This window comes from Tepidimicrobium xylanilyticum, assembly GCF_900106765.1.
Taxonomy (GTDB): domain Bacteria; phylum Bacillota; class Clostridia; order Tissierellales; family Tepidimicrobiaceae; genus Tepidimicrobium; species Tepidimicrobium xylanilyticum.
The window spans coordinates 1-21,839 of the sequence record NZ_FNNG01000016.1; the positions used below are offsets into that span (position 1 = coordinate 1).

The 21,839-nt window shown below is 32.5% G+C and carries 24 protein-coding genes, 12 tRNA genes, 1 pseudogene and 2 other annotated features; all 37 genes and pseudogenes read left to right on the plus strand.

The genetic code is table 11. The annotated features are described in order from the left end of the window. Positions 1 to 58: 58 nt before the first annotated feature. The 37 genes and pseudogenes from BLV68_RS13110 to BLV68_RS13285 all read left to right on the plus strand — a co-directional run bounded on the left by BLV68_RS13110 (position 59) and on the right by BLV68_RS13285 (position 21,762). Positions 59 to 147 (plus strand) — tRNA-Leu (locus tag BLV68_RS13110). A 23-nt stretch (positions 148 to 170) separates the two neighbouring features. Next, positions 171 to 247: transfer RNA gene (locus BLV68_RS13115), tRNA-Met, on the plus strand. Positions 248 to 269: 22 nt separating this feature from the next. After that, positions 270 to 346 (plus strand) — tRNA-Met (locus BLV68_RS13120). 5 nt (positions 347 to 351) lie between these two features. Beyond that, a tRNA-Glu gene (locus tag BLV68_RS13125) sits at positions 352 to 426 on the plus strand. A 1-nt stretch (position 427) separates the two neighbouring features. Beyond that, a tRNA-Val gene (locus tag BLV68_RS13130) sits at positions 428 to 503 on the plus strand. 24 nt (positions 504 to 527) lie between these two features. Further along, a tRNA-Asp gene (locus BLV68_RS13135) sits at positions 528 to 604 on the plus strand. A gap of 3 nt (positions 605 to 607) precedes the next feature. Beyond that, a tRNA-Thr gene (locus BLV68_RS13140) sits at positions 608 to 683 on the plus strand. Positions 684 to 687: 4 nt separating this feature from the next. Next, a tRNA-Tyr gene (locus tag BLV68_RS13145) sits at positions 688 to 773 on the plus strand. Positions 774 to 784: 11 nt separating this feature from the next. Next, a tRNA-Gly gene (locus tag BLV68_RS13150) sits at positions 785 to 859 on the plus strand. A gap of 72 nt (positions 860 to 931) precedes the next feature. Then, positions 932 to 1,005, plus strand: a tRNA-Gly gene (locus BLV68_RS13155). Between the two features lie 7 nt (positions 1,006 to 1,012). Further along, positions 1,013 to 1,087, plus strand: a tRNA-Cys gene (locus BLV68_RS13160). A gap of 15 nt (positions 1,088 to 1,102) precedes the next feature. Further along, positions 1,103 to 1,179, plus strand: a tRNA-Arg gene (locus BLV68_RS13165). A gap of 397 nt (positions 1,180 to 1,576) precedes the next feature. Continuing rightward, positions 1,577 to 1,699: a hypothetical protein gene (locus BLV68_RS16150; RefSeq protein ID WP_268807641.1), complete on the plus strand. Its 123-nt coding sequence runs from the start codon at positions 1,577 to 1,579 to the stop codon at positions 1,697 to 1,699. A gap of 239 nt (positions 1,700 to 1,938) precedes the next feature. Continuing rightward, complete coding sequence (locus BLV68_RS16360) at positions 1,939 to 2,100, plus strand: FtsX-like permease family protein (protein WP_093754572.1); 162 nt, start codon at positions 1,939 to 1,941, stop codon at positions 2,098 to 2,100. A gap of 240 nt (positions 2,101 to 2,340) precedes the next feature. Then, positions 2,341 to 2,844, plus strand: a complete 504-nt coding sequence (locus tag BLV68_RS13175; RefSeq protein WP_093754574.1) for a hypothetical protein — start codon at positions 2,341 to 2,343, stop codon at positions 2,842 to 2,844. A gap of 175 nt (positions 2,845 to 3,019) precedes the next feature. Continuing rightward, entirely contained in the window at positions 3,020 to 3,199 is a 180-nt protein-coding gene (locus BLV68_RS13180; protein ID WP_093754576.1) for a hypothetical protein, read from the plus strand. Positions 3,200 to 3,288: 89 nt separating this feature from the next. Next, positions 3,289 to 4,026 (plus strand): CRISPR-associated endoribonuclease Cas6, encoded by a 738-nt coding sequence (cas6, locus tag BLV68_RS13185; RefSeq protein ID WP_200773794.1) that lies wholly within the window; start codon positions 3,289 to 3,291, stop codon positions 4,024 to 4,026. Positions 4,027 to 4,060: 34 nt separating this feature from the next. Further along, positions 4,061 to 4,210, plus strand: coding sequence for a hypothetical protein (locus tag BLV68_RS15515; protein WP_159428703.1), 150 nt, complete (start codon positions 4,061 to 4,063; stop codon positions 4,208 to 4,210). Between the two features lie 102 nt (positions 4,211 to 4,312). Beyond that, positions 4,313 to 4,807, plus strand: coding sequence for a CRISPR-associated DxTHG motif protein (locus BLV68_RS13190; RefSeq protein ID WP_093754578.1), 495 nt, complete (start codon positions 4,313 to 4,315; stop codon positions 4,805 to 4,807). Positions 4,808 to 4,828: 21 nt separating this feature from the next. After that, a complete protein-coding gene (gene csm3 / locus BLV68_RS13195) occupies positions 4,829 to 5,458 on the plus strand; it encodes a type III-A CRISPR-associated RAMP protein Csm3 (protein WP_268807643.1) in 630 nt (209 codons plus the stop codon). A 15-nt stretch (positions 5,459 to 5,473) separates the two neighbouring features. After that, complete coding sequence (gene csm4 / locus BLV68_RS13200) at positions 5,474 to 6,457, plus strand: type III-A CRISPR-associated RAMP protein Csm4 (protein WP_093754582.1); 984 nt, start codon at positions 5,474 to 5,476, stop codon at positions 6,455 to 6,457. Positions 6,458 to 6,471: 14 nt separating this feature from the next. Further along, positions 6,472 to 7,599 (plus strand): annotated as a pseudogene (csm5, locus tag BLV68_RS16035) (type III-A CRISPR-associated RAMP protein Csm5). Position 7,600: 1 nt separating this feature from the next. Continuing rightward, a complete protein-coding gene (locus BLV68_RS13215; protein WP_093754588.1) occupies positions 7,601 to 7,942 on the plus strand; it encodes a hypothetical protein in 342 nt (113 codons plus the stop codon). Between the two features lie 114 nt (positions 7,943 to 8,056). Next, positions 8,057 to 8,371, plus strand: a complete 315-nt coding sequence (locus tag BLV68_RS13220; protein ID WP_093754590.1) for a hypothetical protein — start codon at positions 8,057 to 8,059, stop codon at positions 8,369 to 8,371. 449 nt (positions 8,372 to 8,820) lie between these two features. Further along, positions 8,821 to 9,573 (plus strand): DeoR/GlpR family DNA-binding transcription regulator, encoded by a 753-nt coding sequence (locus tag BLV68_RS13225; protein ID WP_093754592.1) that lies wholly within the window; start codon positions 8,821 to 8,823, stop codon positions 9,571 to 9,573. Positions 9,574 to 9,590: 17 nt separating this feature from the next. Next, the gene (gene pfkB, locus BLV68_RS13230) at positions 9,591 to 10,520 is read left to right on the plus strand and encodes a 1-phosphofructokinase (protein ID WP_093754594.1); all 930 of its coding nucleotides are present in this window, start codon (positions 9,591 to 9,593) and stop codon (positions 10,518 to 10,520) included. 15 nt (positions 10,521 to 10,535) lie between these two features. Then, the gene (locus tag BLV68_RS13235; protein WP_093754596.1) at positions 10,536 to 10,979 is read left to right on the plus strand and encodes a PTS sugar transporter subunit IIA; all 444 of its coding nucleotides are present in this window, start codon (positions 10,536 to 10,538) and stop codon (positions 10,977 to 10,979) included. Between the two features lie 18 nt (positions 10,980 to 10,997). Beyond that, positions 10,998 to 12,362: a PTS fructose transporter subunit IIC gene (locus tag BLV68_RS13240; RefSeq protein ID WP_093754598.1), complete on the plus strand. Its 1,365-nt coding sequence runs from the start codon at positions 10,998 to 11,000 to the stop codon at positions 12,360 to 12,362. 307 nt (positions 12,363 to 12,669) lie between these two features. Next, positions 12,670 to 13,701, plus strand: a complete 1,032-nt coding sequence (locus BLV68_RS13245) for a hypothetical protein (RefSeq protein WP_093754600.1) — start codon at positions 12,670 to 12,672, stop codon at positions 13,699 to 13,701. 183 nt (positions 13,702 to 13,884) lie between these two features. Further along, a complete protein-coding gene (locus BLV68_RS13250) occupies positions 13,885 to 15,786 on the plus strand; it encodes a cobalamin-binding protein (protein WP_093754602.1) in 1,902 nt (633 codons plus the stop codon). Between the two features lie 273 nt (positions 15,787 to 16,059). Continuing rightward, positions 16,060 to 16,233 (plus strand): hypothetical protein, encoded by a 174-nt coding sequence (locus BLV68_RS13255; protein ID WP_159428704.1) that lies wholly within the window; start codon positions 16,060 to 16,062, stop codon positions 16,231 to 16,233. 1 nt (position 16,234) lies between these two features. Further along, positions 16,235 to 16,489, plus strand: a complete 255-nt coding sequence (locus BLV68_RS13260) for a PRD domain-containing protein (protein ID WP_093754606.1) — start codon at positions 16,235 to 16,237, stop codon at positions 16,487 to 16,489. Positions 16,490 to 17,201: 712 nt separating this feature from the next. After that, positions 17,202 to 17,441 (plus strand) — a binding site (T-box leader). 78 nt (positions 17,442 to 17,519) lie between these two features. Then, positions 17,520 to 17,753: a binding site (T-box leader), on the plus strand. 54 nt (positions 17,754 to 17,807) lie between these two features. Continuing rightward, complete coding sequence (locus tag BLV68_RS13270; RefSeq protein ID WP_093754610.1) at positions 17,808 to 18,641, plus strand: transporter substrate-binding domain-containing protein; 834 nt, start codon at positions 17,808 to 17,810, stop codon at positions 18,639 to 18,641. A 22-nt stretch (positions 18,642 to 18,663) separates the two neighbouring features. Continuing rightward, entirely contained in the window at positions 18,664 to 19,320 is a 657-nt protein-coding gene (locus tag BLV68_RS13275; protein ID WP_093754612.1) for an amino acid ABC transporter permease, read from the plus strand. Beyond that, complete coding sequence (locus BLV68_RS13280) at positions 19,313 to 20,041, plus strand: amino acid ABC transporter ATP-binding protein (protein WP_093754614.1); 729 nt, start codon at positions 19,313 to 19,315, stop codon at positions 20,039 to 20,041. The genes BLV68_RS13275 and BLV68_RS13280 overlap by 8 nt, the downstream gene beginning before the upstream one ends. 322 nt (positions 20,042 to 20,363) lie before the next feature. Beyond that, a complete protein-coding gene (locus BLV68_RS15875; RefSeq protein ID WP_200773795.1) occupies positions 20,364 to 20,747 on the plus strand; it encodes a zinc-binding metallopeptidase family protein in 384 nt (127 codons plus the stop codon). A 34-nt stretch (positions 20,748 to 20,781) separates the two neighbouring features. Then, a complete protein-coding gene (locus BLV68_RS13285) occupies positions 20,782 to 21,762 on the plus strand; it encodes a peptidase dimerization domain-containing protein (protein WP_327192052.1) in 981 nt (326 codons plus the stop codon). Positions 21,763 to 21,839 lie beyond the last annotated feature (77 nt).

The following is a 21,839-nucleotide window of genomic DNA, read 5'->3' on the forward strand; positions in this document are numbered from 1 at the left end:
ACCCGGCTGTTAACCGGTAGGTTGTGGGTTCGAGTCCCACCCTGGGAGCCAAGAAAGTGCCGGGGTGGCGGAACAGGCAGACGCACAGGACTTAAAATCCTGCGGTCCTTTGGGACCGTACCAGTTCGATTCTGGTCCTCGGCACCACCAATAATCAATATAGGAAATGACGCGGGATGGAGCAGTCTGGTAGCTCGTCGGGCTCATAACCCGGAGGTCGCTGGTTCAAATCCGGCTCCCGCAACCATTCATTCATGTTTAGTTAATGTGGCGGCGTAGCTCAGTTGGCTAGAGCATGCGGTTCATACCCGCAGTGTCAGCGGTTCGAGTCCGTTCGCCGCTACCAAATGTGGCCCTATGGTCAAGTGGTTAAGACACCGCCCTTTCACGGCGGTAACCGGGGTTCGAATCCCCGTAGGGTCACCATGGGCGCATAGCTCAGTTGGGAGAGCACCTGCCTTACAAGCAGGGGGTCATAGGTTCGAGCCCTATTGCGCCCACCATAAAACCAATTATCAATTGGATATGGCCCGGTAGTTCAGATGGTTAGAATGCCAGCCTGTCACGCTGGAGGTCGAGGGTTCGAGTCCCTTCCGGGTCGCCACATGCTGGTGTAGCTCAATTGGTAGAGCAACTGACTTGTAATCAGTAGGTTGGGGGTTCAAGTCCTCTCACCAGCTCCATAATGGAGGAGTTCCCGAGTTGGCCAAAGGGGACGGACTGTAAATCCGTTGGCTCAGCCTTCACTGGTTCGAATCCAGTCTCCTCCACCAATATAGTATTTGCGGAAGTGGCTCAGTGGTAGAGCATCGCCTTGCCAAGGCGAGGGTCGCGGGTTCGAATCCCGTCTTCCGCTCCATAATACAATGAAACTCAGGAACCTTGTGTTTCTGAGTTATTATAAATTTATATAGTTTGTTATTAGTAGTATGCGGGTGTAGCTCAGTGGTAGAGCCCCAGCCTTCCAAGCTGGTTGCGAGGGTTCGATTCCCTTCACCCGCTCCATTTATCAGGCGGCATAGCCAAGTGGTAAGGCAGAGGTCTGCAAAACCTTTATTCCCCGGTTCGAATCCGGGTGCCGCCTCCAACAAGTTTAACATTTGTACCTATAGCTCAACGGGATAGAGTGCCTGACTACGAATCAGGAGGTTGGGGGTTCAAGTCCTCCTAGGTACACCAATATAAGCCTTGTAACTATTAAGTTTACAAGGCTTTTTTATTTTATAGCAAATGATATTTAAAATAGAATAAGAACTTTATCTCTCTTTTAGCAGATATATTCACTGAAAGGATGGAAAGTTAGGGGCATTGTTTCTTTTGAATCAATGGATAAAAGGGGTAGAACATTAAATTTAGGAGAAACAGTAATACATCGATAGGAAATATTTGGAAAACCTATATTTGATAAAAAATAAGGAATATGGTAATATCAAGGTAGATTAATGGAGGGGGTAGTTCGACGCTAATCAGATAAAAAACTTCATATACAAATGTATCCTTAATTTTTGCAACCGCTGAAATGACATTGGAATCTCAAGTTAATTTACAGCAAAAAACTTATGGCGATTATCATATTATGTTAAGAAATTTAAATGATGGGGTTGCAAAAGAAATTGCCGAAAGAGAAGATATTGAATATGCAGGCTGGATACTACCGGGAGGGATTGGTTATATTCTCGATAAACCAATTGTTTTTTAGGCACTAATGAAATTACCGCAAATAAAAATAGCATTTCTATTAGAATAAAATTTAAGGATGAAAGTTCTATAAGAAGTTCCATTAGGGATATAAAAGACCGATATAGGTTTAAAAATGAAGAAATTTCTGAAAACACGATATTATTAGGTTTAATAGGGACTAGCACAAATAAAATTATGAAACAATTTTATATCTTAACTTTAATTATAATAATTCTTGTTTTAACAGCTTGAAGTTTAATGATTAACTTAGAAATCTTAAATAATATAACTTATTATGGAATGTTGCGTTGCATTGGAGCATCAAAAAAACAAATTAGATGTCTAGTTATATTACAAGGATTTTACAAAGGTTTAAAATCTATTCCAATGGGTTTAGTAATAGGTCAGTTTGTTTCATAGGGCATATATCTCCTACTAAAAGAAATCAATAGCGATTTTTTCTCTGAAATTCCTTTATTTCAATTAATATTAATAGTATAGTGGTTAGAACAATCGTTGGCATAACAATGATATGAATATCCTGCTCAAAAGGCATCCAAAACCACATTTATAATAGCGATAAAAGGATTACAAGATAAGACGTATGAGCCGAATATTACATTATTGAAGAATTCTTCCATTGAGATGAGTTTAGGAATAATGCATGTTCTAAGTAGAAAAAAGAATATTTTCCTTTTAACAGGTTCATTTGCAGTATGCATAATATTGATTTTTTGTTTTCAAGGTATATTAGATTTTTTTCATCAAGCAATACCTATTTTGTATCCTTCCATGGCCGATATTACTGTAACTATAGATGAATCTGATAGAGGACTACAACATAAACAAATAAAGGAACTAGAAAAGTTAAATGAAATTTCAACTGTATATGGAAATAAAGAATGTACAGATTTTTTAGTTGATGGTGAGAATATAGGCTATAAAGTATTATCTTTTGATGAACAGCAATTTAAAGAGATAGGCCTGCATAAAACAATTTATAATTGGCTTATTACTGATAAATGGGGACTTCAATGGCAATGGCTACTAACGCTAATTGTCTTTAATGCTTTGTTATGTGCTTCATCTATCATACTATCAATTATTTATCCATTAAAAAAAATAGAACAAACGTCAATTATAGAATTAATAGCAAACAATTAAAGAGATGTAGCTAATAAATATTTGCATGGAAGTATAAAATAGGTGCTATGTTTAAGGTAATTAAAATATTTGATACAAAACTTATTTTATTTTTATCTTCGTTTTAATTAGAAAATACTTAGATAGAGATATTGAGGAGGTGCAGGTACGATGGGAATATTAGGCCCAGTTAAGAATGGCGAAATATAGGCAATACAGTTCAGAATGTTGGGGAACCATGATAACTCCTGAATTAAAAGGTGGGCATGAAGTAATTATTTCCGTCTATGTGGAAGAGGCAGAAGTAAGAGATCCAATTCCAATGTTTATTGAATCCATCAGGGTGACTTTAACAGTTGTTGCTTATCTAAATTAATAGTTTGCAGAAAAATAAAGGAATTAAGGATTTTTTGTAGAATCAATATATAGTTCCTTAATTCTATTATTTTTTTTTGGAGGTTTATAATGAAAGAAATCATTACTTTTTATCCTATTGATTCTGACAAAGTAGTATTACCAATACAATATAATCATATGGTCCAGGGAATGATATATAGTATATTAGATGCTGAATTGGCCTATTTTCTTCATGAAAAGGGCTTCCAAAACCAAAAAAGGACATTTAAGATGTTTTCTTTTTCTAGACTAAAAGGAAGTTATACACTTGATAAAAAAAATGATTTAATTATATTTGATGGACCTGTTAAACTTACCATTTCGTCCCATTACGATGAGTTTTCAAATTCAATTGGAAATGGTTTTTTGAGGTGCCAAAGGGTTCGATTGGGAAATAATAATCTAGAAGTGAGAGAATTGGCTATAGAAAGGGAAATAGTCAACAGTGAAGAAATAAGAGTATATGCCCTATCACCAATTTCAGTGTATAGCACATTATTAAGGAAGGATGGCAGGAAATTTACCTATTTCTTTAATCCAAAGGAAGAGGAATTTTCTAAGATTATATCTAACAATCTTAAAAATAAGTATAGGGCTTTTTATTCAAAAGAACCTCCAGAGGGGGAAGTAAAAATTAAGCCCATTGGATTATCTAAGTTAGCTGTTGTAAATTACAAGGAATTTATAATAAAAGGATATACTGGGAAATTTTTAATGAAAGGAGATTCTCTACTCCTTCAATTAGGGGTGGATACGGGTTTGGGCAGTAAGAACAGCCAAGGGTTTGGCTGTGTGAAGTTAATATAAAAGGTATAAGTGAATGGCTTAGGAAGGTGATTCTGTGGCAAGGAAGATTGCTTTAATTTCCCTAATTGGTAAAGGGAATTTGCTGAAAGAATCAAAAGGATATATAGGGACTAAGTATTATTTTAATGAAACTCAAGAAACTATCCACACTTCTTTTTTGGTTCTGCTCTATATAAAGTGTTGATAGGGCAAGGTTATGATATCGATAAATGGCTAATATTTGGTACCAGCAAATCCAACTGGTCAGAATTACTTTATGTTGTAGAGGAAAAAATATCATGACGAAATGATTGAGCTTTATGATAGGATCTATAATGAAGAGAACAAAGAAATTTCCAAGTCTTTGCTTTCTAAATGGGAGGAAGAACTCCAAAAACATTTATCAGGTATTAGGCTTATTGTGGTAGATCCCTTAGATTTTGAGATATACATGAATAAGATGATGACCGAAATTTCAAATGATAATAGGGACGTGGTACTTGATATAACTCATGCTTTTAGGCATATGCCTGTAGTAATAGCTTTTTCCTTAATGGTATTAAAGCATATTAAGGATATTTCAAATATTATGGTATATTATGGCGCTTTTGAACTGAAAATAAATAGGTTTGACCAAAATGAACCTACCCCTATATTAAAGATTGATTTTATTAATACATTAGTATCTTATGCTGAAAACTTAGCAATATTCAACAATTCAGGTTACTTTCCCTACATATTAGAAAATTTAAGGTATATTATTAAATATATCCTTGAATGTAAAACAGGGCTTCAAATATAAGCAGGAAACATATCTTTCGATATAGGAGGCATGGATAATCCAGTCGTTAAAAATCCTATAACAGGAGAGCCTTATATATCAGGTTCATCTTTGAAAGGGAAGATGAGAAGCTTATTAGAATGGCAAGAAGCTCCTGAAGTACTTATTGAAAGTGGTGGACAAGTTTTGAATGATCCTAAATACGATGTATGCAAATTATTTGGAGTTTCACCAGGTAGTATACCAAATGCTAAAAACGATAAGAAGCAAAAGAATATTTTAGTATCTCGTGCCATAGTTAGAGATGCCTATCTTACTGAGGAAAGCAAACAGATGCTACAATTACAGCTAGGGGAAAATATTTTTACTGAAATAAAGGCAGAAAATAATATAGATTGGTTAACTTCTAAAGCAACACCTAGGTTCTTTGAAAGAGTTCCAAAGGGAGCAGAATTTGAAGGAGAAATTGTATTAACCCAGTATGTAGAAGAGAACGAAAAACTATTAGCCCTTATCATTGAAGGGATGAGGCTATTACAAGATAGTTATCTGGGGGGGATGGGTTCTAGAGGTGCTGTCAAAATAGAATTCAAAAATGTAAGAATTTACGTTAGGGATAGGGATTACTATCTAGGAGAAAAAGATGAAGAAATAATTGAGAAAACAATATAATTAGGGGTGATGCTTGTGCGCATATATAAAATTAACATTATCCCCTATGGATTCATGACTGCTTTTCCTGATTCCCAAACTATATTTGGAGTCATTTGTTGGGCTATCAGAGAGCTATATGGAGAAGAAGAGTTGGAACAGCTTTTAGATAACTTTAAGGAACATGAAAGCAGATTTATAGTTTCTTCATCTTTTATGGATGGGCCTTTTAAAGCATCAATAATGAACTGGGCTAAATTAGACGAGATTATTGAAATAGGGAATAGAGTAGGAGTAAAAGGTAGTCAATTAGCTGTGAGAAGCAAATCCTTGAAAAAGATAGAATATTTTTCAGAAGCCCTATTCAGAGATTATTTAAAAGGTGAGATTGGTAGACTAGACTTAGTAGAAGGGATAATTTCCCAAAATGATAAATATGAGCTTAATAGGAATATACTCCATTATAGAGGCGAAGAAATTCCATCTATAGATTATTATGAAGAAAATGTTAGGAGGAATTTTATAAACAGATTGAGTGGAACTACCGATGAAGGTCAATTATTCTATTATAAAAGAATCTATATTACTCCAAATAGCAAATTGTATTTTTTGATGAAAACTGAAAACATAAATTATTTTTTACCCGTCTTTAAGTATATGTCGGACACTGGAATTGGTGGAGACAAAAGTGTTGGTGCAAATAGCTTTAAAGTGTCTTTTGAAAGTGAGTTTAAATATGAAAAATACATGGAAGAAAACATACTTCTATCCAAATATATTCCTTACTACGAAGAAGTCCATTGGGATAAGAGCTTTTATTCCATCATCATGGAACAATGTATGGTTGAATCTAGACATGAATTTCATGGGGAAGATATAGTAAAGATTCAGGTTGGCTATATAGGGGAAGGATCAAAACTGGTATTAAAGCAGTATAAAGATATGTATGCTAGACTTCCTATAGTTAAGGAGATTGGGGATAAGAAAATAAGACATAATGGCTTAGCTTTTTTCTTATAAGGTAGGTGATAGGAATGGCATATATACTTAGGATATTGTCTCCAACCCATATACATAGCGGTGAAGTTATAAGAGCTATGAACTACATGATCGAGGATGATAAGGTATTAATTTTTGATGAATTAGATGTGATCAGTTCAGTGAAATATAATAAATTACTAAATGATGATTTACTTAGGAATTTTGCCACTTCAGATAGCAAAAGGAAGGAGTATAATAAGACTTTAGATTATTATATAAATAAAAATATAGCTGAAGATTCAGTAGTGGAAAAATATAAGCTGGTAGCAGACAATTATGTAGGCAATCTATCTGGACAAAAAATATATGGAACAATGGCTAATATATTGGGCAGCTATATACCTGGCTTAACTATAAAAGGAGTTATTAGAACTGCCATTATGTACGATTATCTACTCAATAAAGGGATTGATTATATTAAGGAAGCTGTAAATTACTTATATAGCAAAGAGGGAAGTTGTTATACAATAGATGATTATATTCTATATGAGATGTAAGAAAATTATGGAATTAATAAGGACATTCAAAGGGACCCGTTTAAATTCTTAGGAGTCAAGGATATGAATATGACCCAAAATCGATTGGGAATTTATCAGGAAACTATATATAATATCGATAATTTCATTCTTGGTAATGTTATAGAAGCTATAGAACCAGGAGATTGCACCGAAGAATTCGATTTTAAAATTAGAGTAAATGAAAAAGTGTCCCATAGGTTTAATGAGGATATAATCAGGTATTTTGAAGAAAAAGAACTGCTAAGGGTGTTATATCAATATTCAAAGGATATAATCCAAGATGAGTTGGAGTATTTTAAGCAAAATAAACATCCTGCATTCAATTCTAAAGAAGTAATTGAAATATTAGAAGAGTTAGATTCGATAAACAACCTAGATAAACCGGTTCTTAGGATAGGCAAGGGAAAAGGCTATAAGTCAAATACAATAGCTTTAGCGATCAAAAAATTGGACAGGGTTTATTATGTAAGGAAAATTAAAAATATCGCAATACCTTATAAATACAATAAGAATTATGAATTTCCAAAGACAAAGAAATTTGTTAATTCAGCAGTTTCTCCAAAGCTACTAGGATTTACCATACTCGAAAAGGTTGATAGGTAATATGCTAAATATAAAGACTATTAACTATAGAATTAAATTTTTGGAAGAGATAAGTTTTAAAGAAGAACCAGAAATTGTATTTTTTAAGACCATATTCAGTAGGTTGAAAGGTATATTATGCATTAATCGAAAAGAAGAATGTATAAGCTGTGGTCATAATTATAAATGTCTGTATAGCTACTTGACTGCTGTAGATTTTAAATATATTGAAAATCTACCCATTATAGTTAAAAGACCTTTATTTTCTAAAAAGATTATGAAAGCCGAAAATATACTAGATTTGAAATTTACTTTTCTTGGAGATTCAATAAAACATATGGATTTTATTGATTTCATAATTTAAGAATTCGAGGCAAGAGGCCTTTATAGGGAGAGTTATAAATTTGTTATTATAAATAGAAATACGGATCAATCCCAAATAGTAGAAAAGGCTGGGAAAATAATTGGCATTAGGATATTGACTCCAATAGATATTAAAGAAGATATATTTGTTAAAGAAAAGAATAAATTAGATTCTTTAAACAAGATTTATAACATTACGGATGATACCATAGATGAAATAAATATAACTTACCAGTTTGATGGGATAAAATTTAAAGTAAACAACCCACTACGTATAGGGGCAGGTAAGATAATACAAGAAAGCTATGTAGGCATGGTTAGATTTGATGAGCCAATAGAAGATTCTAATTTGCTGAATATCATAAACATCATAGGTGTAGGAAGATTTTACGCCATAGGGGGAGGGGCAATAGAAGTTTGTAGATTTTAAATTTTTTGTTTGCATTCATTGTAGTGCTATCTTAATTTAAATAGTGTGGTGTTAACTAGTGAATATAGCTATTGGATCTTTACCAATAGCTATATTTATTATGATTGTTATCACTATATTAACTGTCATATCTGCTACTAAATTTATGGAACTTTATTCCTTCCAGGCCTGTTTGTATAACCACTTTATATTATACATTTTCTCACAATTAAGCATCTCTTATAGATTAATCAACCCATAATATAATCTTCGATAACAGCTTATATTTAATATATTAACTGTATTTAAAATAAAAAATTAAAACTAATAATTTTTTTGATAATTTTCTTTTTATCTCTTGACAAATATAAAAATATTAAATAAAATCAATCATAAGCAATCATAAACAAGCACAATTATTCAAGTACTTGAAAGAAATACGAGCAAATATATTCAAAAGGGGAGAAAGTATGTTTGCAGAAGAACGTAGAATGAAGATTGCAGAAATTATTAATAGAGGGGATAGCGTTAAGGTATCTCAATTAGCTAAAAGGTTTAATGTATCAGAATCAACCATTAGGAGAGATTTAAATGAATTGGAGAAGCATGGGCTTATTCTTAGAACACATGGGGGAGCTGTATCTACAATCAGCAAATTGGAAGCTACTTTTGTAGAAAAGCAAGATAAATGTGCAGAGGAAAAAGAAAGAATAGGAAAAATTGCAGCAGAACAGATAAAAGATGGAGATACTGTAATTTTGGATTCTGGAACTACTACCTTATACATATCCAAGTTTATTAAAGCTAAAAATATAATTGTCATAACAAACTCCATAGCATTAACTTATGAATTGTCCAACAGAGATGATATTCAACTAATAAATACCGGGGGAATTATACGGAGTAATACAAAAGCTCAAGTAGGTTCTATTACTGAGAAGGTTATTAAGCAATTCAGGGTAGATAAAGTATTTTTGGGGGCAAATGGTATATCTTTAGAATTTGGAGTAACTACACCTACACTACAGGAAGCTGGGGTAAAACAAGCTATGATTGATGTGGCAGATAAGGTTTATCTATTAGTTGATGAATCAAAATTTGGTAAGGTATATTTTTCATGGATATGTGATATTAAAGACATTGATTATATAATAACCAACAAAAAAAGAAATGAAGAGGAAATGGAATATTTCCGGAATCTAGGGGTTAATTTATTGTATTAAGGATAAGGGAGGATAATATGATTTATACTGTAACATTGAATCCAGCTATAGATAAGACAGTAGTAATAGATGAGTATCAGAGAGGCAAGGTAAATAGAAGCATAAATACAAGAAAAGACGTAGGCGGAAAAGGTATTAATGTATCTAAAGTATTGAAGGTACTTGGCATAGATAGTGTGTGCACAGGTATATTGGGAAATGAGAATTCTAACTTTTTTCTAAATTATTTAGAGAGCTTAAATATTAAATCAGACTTTTATCTTGTATCAGGAGAAAATAGGACTAATATAAAGATAGTTGAAAAAAAACATAGAACTGTTACAGATATTAATGATAAGGGTTTCATTGTTACTCATGAAGAATTGAAGAAATTTATTGACTATTTTCTATCGCTGGTAGACGAGAGGGATTTAGTAGTTTTATCTGGTAGTTTACCTGAAGGTATTAAAGATAGTATATATGGAGATTTAATCAATTTATTAAAAGGAAAATCTGTAAAGGTGATTTTAGATGCAGATAATAATTCTTTAATTGAAGGTGTAGAAGCTATTCCATATGCTATAAAACCAAATGTTTATGAGCTAAAAGGATTAGTGGATATAGATGAAAAAAATATAGGTTCTATAGTAAAAGCTGGTAGGGATTTGATAAACAAGGGAATAGAAAAAGTACTTATTTCTTCAGGCAGAGAGGGGGCAGTATATGTAACTGCTAAAAATATATATTTTTCTGAAGGGCTTGAAGTACCCATAGAAAGTACTGTTGGAGCAGGAGATGCCATGGTAGCTGGAATGGCTTATGGGATAGAGAATGGTTTATCAGACTATGAAGTGTTTAAATTAGCAATAGCTTGTGGTACAGCTAAGGTTATGACAGCAGGTACAGAAATACCAGATATTGAGAGGATTAAAGAAATAACAAGTAAAATAATTGTAAAACCTTTATGATAAAAGGAGGATACTATGAATATTGAGAAATTGTTAACACCAGAGAGAATTTCATTTAACTTGGTAGGAAGAAGTAAAGAAGAGGCTATAGATGAATTGATCCAGATATTATATCAAGATGGTGTAATTAATAGCAAAGAGGATTTCAAACTGGCAGTTATGAAACGAGAAAAAGAGTTTTCTACTGGTATAGGTTATGGTATAGGTATACCTCATGGGAAGAGTAATGCTGTGTTAGAACCATCTATTGCTCTTGGAATAAGCAAAGAAGGTATAGAATTTGATTCTATGGATGGCAAACCAGTTAATTTAGTATTTCTAATAGCTGTCCCATTTAAATCCGATGATGTTCATTTAAAAGTGTTGAGTTATATATCTAGAAAGCTTATGCATAGTCAAGTTAGGGAAAAGTTAATAAAAGCTCAAAACTATAATGATATAGTGCAAGCTTTTAAATAAATGAAAGGGGGATATAAAATGAAACTATTAGCTGTAACTTCTTGTCCTACAGGGATAGCTCATACCTACATGGCTGCAGAGGCTTTACAAATGGCTGCCAAAGAGGCAGGTGTTGAAATCAAGGTAGAAACTCATGGTTCCATTGGTGTAGAAAATGAAATAACAGAAGAAGAAATTAGAAATGCACATGCGATTATAATTGCTGCAGATACTAAAATTGACAAGACAAAATATGAAGGATTACCTATTGTAGAAGCTACAGTTCAGGATGCAATTAAGGATGCTAAAACCTTAATTGAGAAGGCTATAAGATTGGAAAAGGAAAAAGAAGATATTGAAAGGTCTTCTATCATTCACGAAGGAAGAACACAGAGTAAAAAGGGACCTTATCAACATTTAATGACAGGAGTATCTTATATGATACCTTTTGTTGTAGCAGGCGGTATTTTAATAGCCTTATCTTTCGCTTTTGGAATACATGCAAGTGAAAATGAAGGGTCTTTGGCGTGGGCATTAAACACCGTAGGTGGAGGAGCAGCTTTTGCACTTATGATCCCAATATTATCTGGATTCATAGCTTATTCAATAGCTGATAGACCTGGGATAGTACCAGGAATGATAGGAGGAATGCTATCAAGCCAAATAGGTGCAGGTTTTCTTGGCGGAATTGTATCAGGATTTTTAGCTGGATATATTATAGTTTTACTAAAAAAATGGATAAAGTTACCTAAAACTATGGAAGGGCTTATGCCTGTACTAGTTTTACCTTTGTTATCATCATTAATGGTAGGTCTGTTGATGATATATGTAATTGGAACTCCAGTTGCTGCAATGAATGAAGGATTAACAAACTGGTTAGACAATCTTCAAGAAGGTAGTGCAATTATACTTGGACTTGTTCTTGGTTTTATGATGGCATTTGATATGGGAGGTCCTATTAATAAAGCTGCGTATACTTTTGGAGTAGGGACTATTGCAGCTGGGCAATCGTCTTCCGTTATGGCTGCAGTAATGGCTGCGGGGATGACACCTGCTATAGGTATTGGGATTGCAACTATATTGTATAAAAAGAAGTTTACCAGTGAAGAAATAGAAGCTGGAAAAGCTTCGTTGATATTAGGAATTTCTTTTATAACTGAAGGTGCTATCCCCTTTGCGGCTGCAGATCCTATAAGAGTAATACCTTCATTAATGGTGGGTTCTGGGGTAGCAGGGGCTTTGACTATGCTTTTTAAGGTTAAGCTTGCTGTACCCCATGGGGGAATCTTTGTACTTCCAATACCAAATGCTGTTGAAGGAGTGTTATTGTATGCTCTAAGCATATTAATAGGGTCTTTAATTACAGCAATTATGGTAGGAAATTTGAAAAAGCCAATTGAGTAAAAAACAACCTCTGGATTAATCCAGGGGTTGTTTATTTAATGACATTTTGACAATTATCACATATTTGAATGTTTATTAGATGAAAAAATGATCTAAATAAAATTAAAATAAAAATATTTTCCATTTTAAAGAAATGAAATATTGGAAAATATAATAAAAAGGCGGAAATAATTATTATATAGTTGACATTTTATTACAAATTAATTGGAGTGTGATTAATAAAATATTTTATAATAATAACCTTATTATAAAAAATAAAGCTAGTTTTTTATGGCAAAATAATAAAAATGAGGGGAGGATTTATTTATTGAAAGAGCAATTGCAAAAAATATTATCTATAATGGTTATGTTATTAATAGTGATGCCAACTTTTGTACTTGCAGATGACTTAAATGAAGCCATGGTAAATATCTATTTTGAAAATGAAGATGGAAATATGGTTTATTCGAATTATGAGAATGCGGTCAAAAGTTCTATGGAAAGTGTACATATTTTATATGATGCAATAAGGTATTACATAGGAATAGCTGCAAAAATGGGGAAAGATGTATATATAGAAACTAATAGGGGGGAAATATTAGACTATAAACTTGCTATATCTGATAATTTGTTTAAGCTAAGAGACATTTTAGGTAAGGAAAAGTATAAAGTTAATAGAAAGGTTAAATATACTCATGAACTCAAGGTGGTTAATGGAGTAGCAGTAATAGTACCAATACCAGTAAGTGATCTAATATCCCAAAACTACTCTAATGAAGACAGTTGGAAGGACTACAGATCAGGTATTAAGAGGTCAAAAGAACCTGAAATTAAAGAATCAGTTGATATAGTAAAAATTGCTGAGGTGGGTAGTATTATTGTTGAAATTGGTACAAGCTTAGAAGAGGTTATTAATTTATTACCCAAAGCTACTACAATACTAGATAGTAAGGGGAATATTCACCAAGTAAATTTAAAATGGAATGTAATAAATTATAACGAATTTAAATTAGGAGATTATAAGGCAATTGGAACATTTATATTACCAGATGGAATTGAAAACAATAGAAAATTGGAGTTAAAAGTGGAAACTATGATTAGAGTGATTGAACAGTTAGTTATAAATTGGCCAGAGGAAGTTGAAAATGTATATATGATAAAAAGTGAAGTTACCCAAAATTGTTATATTAATATAAAGATTAAGGATGAATATGTAAAAGATGTAGTAGGAGTTTATTTAAATGGCATATTAACAAATCAAATTGAAGGGGAACTATCCTTATGGAGGATTAGAGTAGAAGAGGGAACTGAAGTAGAGAATTTGAAAGGTAGAATTTATGTTGTGCTTAGAAATCTATGACGATGACTTTTAACAATTATTCATTAGCTGGAAATAAAAGGCTTCTGCGATAATCAGAGGCCTTTTGTGCGTTATAATAATTTTCTTTGGTTAATATATTGATATTTTGGGTATTTTACAAGTATAATTATATTTACTATGGTTTTTAAAGTGATATAAATACTTTGTAAAGGAGGGTATAATGTGTTAGCAGTAGATGGAGATATTTTTGCTTTTATAAAACCATCCCTAGATGCTCATACCCTAGGTATTAATTCAGCTGCTGAACTATTGCGTGAATGTGGGTATACAGTACTTATTGCAGGTGAAGATATTGCGGAGGCAATGAACAATATAAAATATGAGGTCAATCAAGAAAAGGTGCTCGATTGGATTAATAAAAACAATGTAACACGGATAGGCTTAAGTTATAGGCTAGATCAAGATGAAGCAGTGAATATGGTAGGCTATTTTATGAATGCCCTCAAGAGTAAGGAGATGTTATCATATCAAGAAGGTCAGATTAAGACAATTTTTTTTGCAGGCTTACCAAAGACTTGTGAGATAATAGAGAGAGAATATAAAGGATTCATTAAAACCTTTATTGGTGGAGAAACGGTTAAAGAATCTTTAGCTAAAATGGGAGTTCCTGAGGCAAGAATTCCAAGAGACATTATTGAAGGAAGTTTATATGACGATCTTAGAATGGAATTCGGCAAAGATATAATAAACTCACAATCTTATCAAGGGTTTAAGCCTGTTAATCGCGCTACATATGACGAATATGGAACTTCAAAGGATACCGTAGTAAAAAGGCTAAACTCTAATATTAGTAAACCTTTTATTCCTCTAATGCGTGCTCATGTTGGCCCATATTCTTCCTCAAAAGATAGGATGGAATCAGTTAAGGAGTTCATATCTTGGGCGAAATACTTAGCTAAAACTGAATACTTAGATATTCTATCCATTGGTACTTCCCAACTTTCCCAGTCCAATTTTGGTGAAGACTGGGGAGATAAGCCGAATGGAGGAGGTGTTCCCATCAATTCACTTGAAGAGTATAGAATGATCTGGGAGGCATCTCGACCTTTATTATTGAGAACTTATGCAGGAACTAAAAATATCCCCCAATTGGCTAGAATATATGAGGAAACCATAAATATATGTTGGCACGCCTTATCTTTGTGGTGGTTTAATAAATTAGATGGAAGGGGGCCTTATGATTTATATACCAATTTACAACAACATGTTGAAACTTTAGAATTTATAGCTGAAACTAATAAACCTTTTGAGCCAAATATACCTCACCACTTTGCGTTCAGAGGAGCAGATGATGTAACTTACATTGTATCTGCCTATTTAGCTGCGAAACTTGCTAAGAAAATAGGAGTTAAAACTTTGATATTACAGAATATGCTAAATACTCCAAGGTACACTTGGGGAATTCAGGATTTGGCTAAGTCAAGAGCTATGCTGACTTTAGTTAAAAGTTTAGAAGATTCAAATTTCAGAGTGATATTACAACCAAGAGCGGGTTTAGACTATTTTAAACCGAATTTAGATGAAGCTAAGATGCAATTAGCTGCAGTAACTGCCTTAATGGATGATATAGAACCTTTGGATGAAACAAGTCCGCCAATTATCCATGTAGTTAGTTATTCTGAAGCTTCTCATTTGGCAACTCCAGATGTTATCAATGAAAGTATAAAAATTACTCAATATTCATTACAAAAATATAGAGAGTTAAGAAGCAAAGGGAAAATAGAGGATATGAGCAAAAATAGGGATGTTGAAGAACGAATGTTAGAGCTGTTAGATTCTGCTAAAACTATTATATCTGGAATTGAAAGCCATGTAGAAAACCCATATTCAGCAGAGGGATTCTATAAGATTTTTGCTGCTGGATTTTTACCTGTTCCATATTTGTGGGGAGAATTAGATGAGTTTAAATATGCAAAATCTTGGAAGACAAAACCTATTAAGGGTAGCGTGAAGATTGTAGATGAAAATAATAAGATTGTAAAAGCGGAAAAAGTAGTGAATTATGCAAGGAACAATTTAAAAGAGGTGGAATACATTTTAAATCAAAAAATGAAAATTAATTAGATTAATATTGTATAACCGGTAGTATAAACTATCGGTTTCTTTTTTGATGAGGGATTATTTTTATCAAGAATATTAACATAAGTTAAGAATTGCATCATTAAATGTGAAAAAAGTTTTATTTATATTTTGTAATATTGATATATCATAGTATATGAATGATGAATAGATTTTAGAAAAGTTATATAGCAAGATTTTGTATTAAAAGGTAGGGAAAAAGCTATATATGTTTTAAATTAGAGGCAGAGTTCAATAATAATAATTGATTTGATTGAAGTGAAGTCTTCTATTACAGTTAAAGGGTTTGCAACTAGATGTAATGTTAGTATTAGAACTATAATAGAGGTAGTAGAAAGTTGGTTGAAAGAAGAAAATATTGCCTTTTATAAAAAATCTGGAATGGGTATGTGGTTTGATGTAGATAACGAGGAAAAGGAATTAATAGAATGATATGAATATTGAAGCTATAAAACATGCTATAAAAATGAGTAAGAAAGTATATGATTTTTGGATACCAGATAGTTCCTATATTTCATTGCTAATACATATTGCTATTGGCATAGATATGCTATTAAATAATCAAGAAATAGAATTACCTATAGAGGAATTAAAACTGCTTCAAACATATAAAGAGTATGTGTTAGCGAAAGAAATAGCAATAAATCCTGAAAAATATATAACGTCTCAATTTCAGAAGCTGAGGTAGCAAATATTACATTTCATCTTATACCAGCAAATTTAAAGCCTAATTATTTTCACGGAGTAAATATGTATGACATAAAAAACAAGCTTTTTACAGCCACAGATGAAATGATGAGTTATATAAGTATTAGATTAAATCTTTCTCAAGAAAGTTTCAATAGTTTAAAATCAGATCTTTTATCGTACTTAAAACTTACTATCAAAACTATGGAGTTAAACATTGAAAATACAAATCCCTTATTAGATAAAATAAAATTACGAGTTTTATTATGATTTAGCTGAAATTGGTATGAATACAAAAAAGTATAATAAGATGTCTTGAAAATGGTAGGAATAATATATTTACTAGGAATCACTATGCTAGTATGGAAGTTATATACATCGACTCTAGGCCTTTAGGTCAAGAGGATGAGAAAAAAATATTGATGAATTAGCAAATTTAAAATAGGAAGAAAGAATTATGTATATAGTGCTGCTATTGACAAAAAGACAGATCTTACAGATTTGAATGTAGCCAAAAAAATTATATGAAGAGTTAAAATACGTTTTAGTTGATGAAATCAATAATCCAGTTATAGATAATATTAAATTAGATTATTATGGAAATATTTTAAATGAAACTAACTTATCGTTATAATGTGAAATATTTTTGTAATTAAAAAATCCTTGACAAATATTTAAATCCTATGTATTATATTTTATAATATATAAAACAGAAAAAATTGAGGATGCAAAGGAGTAGTTATGTTGAGTACATCCTACAGAGAAACTGGGTTAGGTGAGAGCCAGTAGATGGAAAGCATAACGAAAAGAGTTGCTGAAATGGATAGGACAAAGCCTTTGATAAATTTAAGGTGAGTATCTTATCCCGCATTTAAAGCGTTATTTGATTTGAGCTGTGTTTTACTAGTAAAACACAATTAGAGTGGTACCGCGGGCATATACTCGTCTCTAGCTATGAGACGAGTTTTTTAATGATAATCTGAATATAATGAGCGTTCATTTAACTTGTAATAATGTTTAAAATTTAATATTTAAAGTCTATGATGCAGAGAGTAGCCATATTAGTAGATTTTACAGAGAAACTGGGTTAGGTGAGAGCCAGTGAATTGAAAATATGGTGAAAAGAGCTGTTGAGACAAATAGGACAAAGCCTTTGGTAAATTTAAGGTGAGTATCTTATTTCGCATTTAAAGCGTTATTTGAATTGAGCTGGGTTTTGTAATAAAACCAATTAGAGTGGTAACGCGGGTAATCTCGTCTCTAATATAATTGGAGACGAGATTTTTTAATTAATAAAATAATCTAGAGAGGTGTTGAAAATGAAGAAGAAATTAAGTTTATTAATGATAATTGTAATGCTAACAAGTTTACTAGTAGCGTGTGGTGGGAATCATGCGAATGTGGAAAATGATAACTCTAAGCCTGAAAGCTATACCTTAGAAGGGATTAAAAAGAAGGGGAAATTAATAATGGGAACTAGTGCTGATTATCCACCTTTTGAATTTCATAAGATGATAAATGGAGAAGATGAAATTGTTGGATTTGATATAGAAATAGGGAAATATATTGCTAATGAATTAGGTGTAGAATTGGAGATAAAAGATATGGATTTTGACAAGCTATTAGGAGGATTGTCTGCTGGCATGTTAGATATAGTAATTGCTGCTATGAATCCAGATCCTGAAAGGGCAAAGGAAGCTAACTTTTCCGATATTTACTATGAATCAACCCATTCCGTATTAATAAGGAAGGATGATAAATCCAATATAGTTTCTATGGAGGATTTAAATGGAAAAAGCATAGGTGTTCAAATTGGTACAACTCAGGAAAAGATTGCTGAAACGGAAATAAAGGATGCAAATGTAATAAGCTTAAATACAAATCCTGATATAGTAATGAACTTAAAGACTAATAAAATAGATTGTGCAATTATGGAAACTACTGTTGCTAAAGCCTTTGCTAAATCTAATGATGATCTAATGTTGGTTGAAGGATTAGTTATTGACAGTGGTTCAGAAGGGATAGCCGTAGCAATAAAGAAGGGAAATGATGAATTAACTGAGAAAATAAATGAAATATTGGCAAAGGCAAAGGCTGAAGGGTTAATGGAACAGTGGGTAATTGAAGCAAATGAATTAAACGATCTAGAATAGATAAATATAAGGAGGAAGAGATTTGGACGTAGTAAAATTATTTATAGAATATAGAGATTACTATGTAATAGGAATTAAAATAACACTATTGTTATCCTTTTTATCCCTTATCATAGGTACAACTTTAGGCTCTATTCTTTGCCTTTTAAAATTATCCAAAGTAAAAATATTAAAACTCTTCTCAAGTATCTATATAGAAGCTTTTAGAGGTACACCTATGATGGTACAGATCGCTTTAGTTTACTTTGGAAGTTATGTTATTTTAGGGGTAAATATAAATGCCTTTTTAGCGGCTTTGATAGCAGTATCCTTAAATAGTGCTGCTTATGTAGCGGAAATAATCCGTTCAGGGATCCAATCGGTGGACAAGGGTCAAAGGGAAGCAAGTAGAAGTTTAGGATTAACTAGTGGACAAACTATGAGGTATATAATATTACCGCAAGCCATTAAGAACATATTGCCTGCGTTGGGAAATGAATTTGTTACATTAATTAAGGAAACATCGGTAGCTTCAACAATAGGCGTTGCAGATTTAATGTATACATCAAAAATAGTACAAAGTACGAGCTTTCAGCCTTTCAATCCGTTGATAATCGTTGCAGTAACGTATTTTATGTTTACCTTTACATTATCTCGACTAATAGGTGTACTGGAAAGGAGGTTAGCTCACAATGATTAAAATAGTAAACTTGAATAAGTATTTTAAAGACAAACATGTATTGAAAAATATAAATTTAGAAATAGAGGAAGGGGAAGTAGTGGGTTTAATTGGGCCTTCTGGTTCTGGTAAGAGTACTCTAATAAGATGCATTAATTATTTAGAAGAACCAACATCGGGAGAAATATATATAAATGGCGAGAATATTGCCAACTCTGGCAAGAATATAGACAAGATAAGACAGAAAATAGGTATGGTTTTTCAGCATTTCCACTTGTTTCCTCATAAGACGGTTTTAGAAAATATTATATTAGCTCCAGTTTTGACTAAAAAATTAACTAAAGAGGAAGCGGAAGAAAAGGCTTTAAAACTACTTGAAACTATGGATTTGTTTGATAAAAAAGATGTCTACCCAAATTCTCTGTCAGGGGGACAGAAGCAAAGAATAGCTATTGCTAGGTCCCTTGCTATGGACCCAGAAATCATGCTCTTTGATGAAGTAACATCAGCTCTAGACCCTGAAATGGTAGGAGAAGTGTTAAATGTTATGAAGGATTTAGCAAAAACGGGTATGACTATGATTGTAGTAACCCATGAAATGGCATTTGCAAAACAAGTAGCAGATAAGGTAATATTTATGGCTGATGGGGAAATAGTGGAAGAAAACGATGCACTAGAATTATTTGAAAATCCACAGAATCCTAGGACCAGAGAATTTTTATCTAAAGTATTGGAATATTGAGAATTAAGGGGCATGTTTTTGAACTGTCCCTTTTTTATTAGACTAGTTAAATTAGATATAAATTTATTATTATAGATATTAACATAAGAATTATTTTACTTTAAAATACAAATATTATATTTACATTTAGAATTTTAGTCGCTATTAATTTACACGTTAAATTTTCTTTAGCAAAAATTGAATTAGGTCTATTATATTGGGTATAACTCTAGTATCTCATAAGTTTTATCTGAAAAATTATCTAGTTTAATTATGTTAATTCTGCATTTGCATCAATAGCTATTATGTTTATTGAGGAAAACTTTTAATGAGGAGGAAGCAAATGAATAAAGGAAGTGTAATTAGGTATATAGATGACATTAGTTATGATATAACAGGAATATGTTTAGAAATTTGGAACAACCCTGAAGTTTCTGGAATGGAAAAAGCTTCAGCCAATCGATATAAAAAAATATTGAAATCTAACGGATTCGAAATAAAAGAAATACCTGATATGGAACATGCTTTTATAGGAGAGTTTGGAAAGGGCCCACCAGTTATTGCAGTATTAGCAGAATACGATGCGCTACCTGGATTGTCTCAAAAATTGGATACCAAATATAATCCGGTAGAAGAAAAAGGTCCTGGTCATGGTTGTGGACACAATTTATTAGGAGCTGCAGCATTAGGCGCTGCTCTAGCAGTTAAAAGGTATTCTAGCAGTTAAAAGGTATCTAGAGGAAAGCAAAAAGGAAGGAACTATAAGGTTTTATGGTTGTCCCGAAGAGGAAACTTTAGTGGGAAAGGTTAAAATGATAAAGAAAGGTGCTTTTGATGGATGTGATATAGCACTTAGTTGGCATCCTATGAACATAAATACTGCCATGAGAGAAGCTTTTCTTGCGAATAATTCTATAAAATTCAGATTCCATGGGATTTCAGCCCATGCAGCTCAATCGCCTGAATCGGGTAGATCTGCTCTTGATGCGGTAGAGTTAATGAATGTGGGTGCCAATTACTTAAGAGAACATGTTATTCAAGAAGCTCGAATCCACTACACTATAACTAATGCTGGGGGAGCACCTAATATTGTTCCTAAAGAGGCAGAATCTTGGTATTACGTTAGAGCACCTTATAGGAAGGATGTAGAGGAAATAACTGAAAGGCTTATTAAGGTAGCAAAAGGAGCAGCTATGATGACTGAAACGGAAGTGGAATATGAAATACTTGGTGGTACCTATGAAATATTGCCCAACGACGTATTATTCGAGTTAACATATAGAAATATGTTAGAAGTGGATTTGCCAGCATATACTGATGAAGAATTGAAATTTGCAAAGGACATACAAGGAACCTTAAACCCCAAATTGGTAGAAGGTGAAATTAAGAAATTTATATCCATAGAAGATGATGAAAAACTCTTTATTCATCGAGAAGTATTAGAGAAGGAAAAAGTTGAAAAAGTTGTCATGTTGGGTTCTTCTGATAGTGGAGATGTGTCATGGATAATGCCTATGAATTTCTTCTTAACAGCCACCTGGCCCTTGGGAGTACCAGCTCATTCATGGCAAGCTACTTCAGCATCAGGTTCGTCTTTAGGTGTTAAGGGAATGCTTTACGCTGCAAAAATATTTACAGCAGTAGCTTACGATCTACTGAATGATTCTAGTCTAGTTGAAAAAGCAAAGAATGAATTCAATAGGAGAACTAAAAACAGGAAATATGTAAGTCCATTAAGATAATGGAAAGGGGATTATCTATAAGTAGATTAAGGATAATCTCCTTATTTTTATTGAACTACCCTGACTATTATAATATA